Raw genomic sequence first — 2,795 nt, 5'->3', positions numbered from 1 at the left:
GTGGTAAGGACGTCGTAAGTGAGTGGAAGGTTTATGATAAGGGTACGATTGGTAATTGCCGTGTAATCTCATCCATCAAAACCCATTACTCAAAACTTAAATTATTATATTGGCTCAATAAATATAATCCCGCATGCTTGAACAGTATGATCTGCACAATTTACTGGTAATTGATATTGAAACGGTACCACAATACAGTACCCACGATGAGGTGCCCGAACACATGCAAAAACTATGGGAGCTAAAAACGCAATATCAGCGTAAGGATGATACCCCCGAAGATTATTACGAGCGTGCAGGTATCTGGGCCGAATTTGGTAAGATTGTCTGCATATCTGCCGGGATATTTACCGCGGGCAAGGATACCGGATTACGCATTAAGTCGTTTGCCGGGCACGATGAAAAAGATCTTTTAACCCGATTTTCTGCAATGCTGTTTAATCAGCCTGCCAATTTAATATTGGTGGCACATAATGGTAAAGAATTTGATTTCCCGTATATGTGCCGCAGGTTATTGATCAATGGCCTGCCTTTTCCGCCACAATTGCAGCTCGCGGGCAAAAAGCCATGGGAAATAATCCATTTGGATACCATGGAACTGTGGAAATTTGGTGATTATAAAAATTACACATCGCTAAACCTGCTTACTGCTATTTTTGATATTCCTACATCGAAAGATGATATTGACGGCAGCATGGTGGGGCATGTTTATTGGAACGAAAACCAGCTCGACCGAATTTGTACCTATTGTCAAAAAGATGTGGTAGCCACAGCGCAACTGATAAGGCGTTACCGGGGCGAAGAATTAATTAAAGATGAAATGATAACCATAGTAGGGCAATAATGCTGAAAGTAAAAAACCTTGCAATTAGTTTTAAAACCGGAGATGGCTTATTTTCTGCAGTAAAAAACATATCCTTTAATTTAAAAAAAGGTGAAACTATCGGTATAGTTGGTGAATCTGGTTCTGGTAAGTCGGTTACTTCGCTTGCGCTGATGCGTTTGCTGAATGAGCATCAAACAGTAATTAGCGGCGAAGTGCTTTTAAATGATGTAAGCCTTTGCAAAATTTCCGAAGCTGATATGCGCCACATCCGCGGCAATCGGATGGCTATGATCTTCCAGGAACCCATGACCTCGCTTAACCCGGTACTTACCTGTGGTTATCAGCTTACCGAGGCTATCCAACTACATTTAAAAGTATCCAAAACCGAAGCAAAAAAGAAAACCCTCGAACTCTTTAACGAGGTAAAACTCCCCCGCCCCGAGGCTATTTTTGATAGCTATCCGCACCAAATCTCGGGTGGCCAAAAGCAACGGGTAATGATAGCGATGGCACTGTGCTGTAACCCAGAGATATTGATAGCTGATGAGCCTACAACTGCATTGGATGTAACTGTACAAAAAACCATCATTGAACTTTTGCTTAATCTAAAAACCGTTCGGCATATGAGTTTGATATTCATATCGCATGATTTAKGCGTGATAAAAGAAATTGCAGACCGGGTTATGGTGATGTATAAAGGCGAAATTGTGGAGGAAGCTAAAGTAGGTGACTTATTTGCAAACCCTAAACACCCTTATACCAGAGGCTTGCTGGCTTGCCGACCTTCACCAAATCAACATTTAAAAAAGCTTCCGGTTGTAGCCGATTTTTTTGATGTTGATGGTGCTGGTAATAAATCATCAGTGACAATAGAAAACATCAGGGCATTGTATTACTATCCTGAGCAGGAAATAGCCGAACGAAAAAAGGAACTTTATAAGCAGCAGCCCTTACTTAAAATAGATCAGCTTTCTACATGGTTCCCGGTAAAAACGGGGTTATTTGGGCATTCGGCAAATATGGTTAAAGCTGTTAATAATGTAAGTTTCGAAGTTTTTCCCGGCGAAACACTTGGCCTGGTAGGTGAATCAGGTTGTGGCAAAACCACTTTGGGCAGATCTATTTTAAGGTTAATAGAACCTACCGCAGGTAATATCAGCTTTGAAAACACAGATTTAGGAAGTTTGAAAAAAAACGACCTGCGCGAGATCCGGCGGAACATCCAGATCATATTCCAGGATCCTTACTCCTCTTTAAATCCACGACTAACGGTTGGTCAATCCTTAATGGAACCTTTACAGGTACACCAGTTTTATGCCAATAATACAAAACGCAAAAAGCATGTTTTGGAGTTATTAGAAAGAGTAAACCTGCTGCCAGAACATTTCAACCGTTTTCCGCATGAGTTTTCGGGCGGACAAAGGCAACGTATCGTGATAGCCAGGGCGTTGGCCCTGCAACCTAAATTTATTATTTGCGATGAATCCGTTTCGGCGTTGGATGTTTCGGTACAGGCACAGGTGCTTAACCTCATCCGCGAGTTACAGCAGGAGTTTAAGCTGACCTATATTTTCATCTCGCACGATCTTGCCGTAATCAAACATATATCCGACCGCATGATGGTAATGAATAAAGGCGAGATCATTGAAACAGGATACCCCGATGATATTTACTATCGCCCTAAAGCAGATTACACAAAAAGATTAATAGCTTCAATACCGCAAGGATGATCTGTTATTGGGGTACAAAACGGTTTATAAACAATTATTGTTTGTTGAAGTTAACTGTTGCTCCTGATGAGGTTAATTTTAATACTTTCTTTGATGCATCCATCGTTCCGCTATAACTGGTTTTACCAACGTTAAATTATTGTTTGTTGAAGTTAACTGTTGCTCCTGATGAGGTTAATTTTAATACTTTCTTTGATGCATCCATCGTTCCGCTATAACTGGTTTTACCAACGTTAAAT

Annotated in this window: 2 protein-coding genes; both read left to right on the top strand. The window is 40.8% G+C overall.

The genetic code is table 11. The features are described 5' to 3' along the window. Positions 1–133: 133 nt before the first annotated feature. Positions 134–844, top strand: coding sequence for a 3'-5' exonuclease (locus tag AC1DPZ_RS24920; protein WP_477408561.1), 711 nt, complete (start codon positions 134–136; stop codon positions 842–844). Beyond that, positions 844–2,556 (top strand): ABC transporter ATP-binding protein, encoded by a 1,713-nt coding sequence (locus tag AC1DPZ_RS24915; protein WP_477408559.1) that lies wholly within the window; start codon positions 844–846, stop codon positions 2,554–2,556. Before AC1DPZ_RS24920 ends, AC1DPZ_RS24915 begins: the two co-directional genes overlap by 1 nt. The last annotated feature ends 239 nt before the right edge of the window (positions 2,557–2,795 follow it).

The sequence above is a fragment of the Mucilaginibacter sp. P4_G9 genome (assembly GCF_056400985.1).
This window is presented reverse-complemented; position numbering and strand designations above follow the sequence as displayed.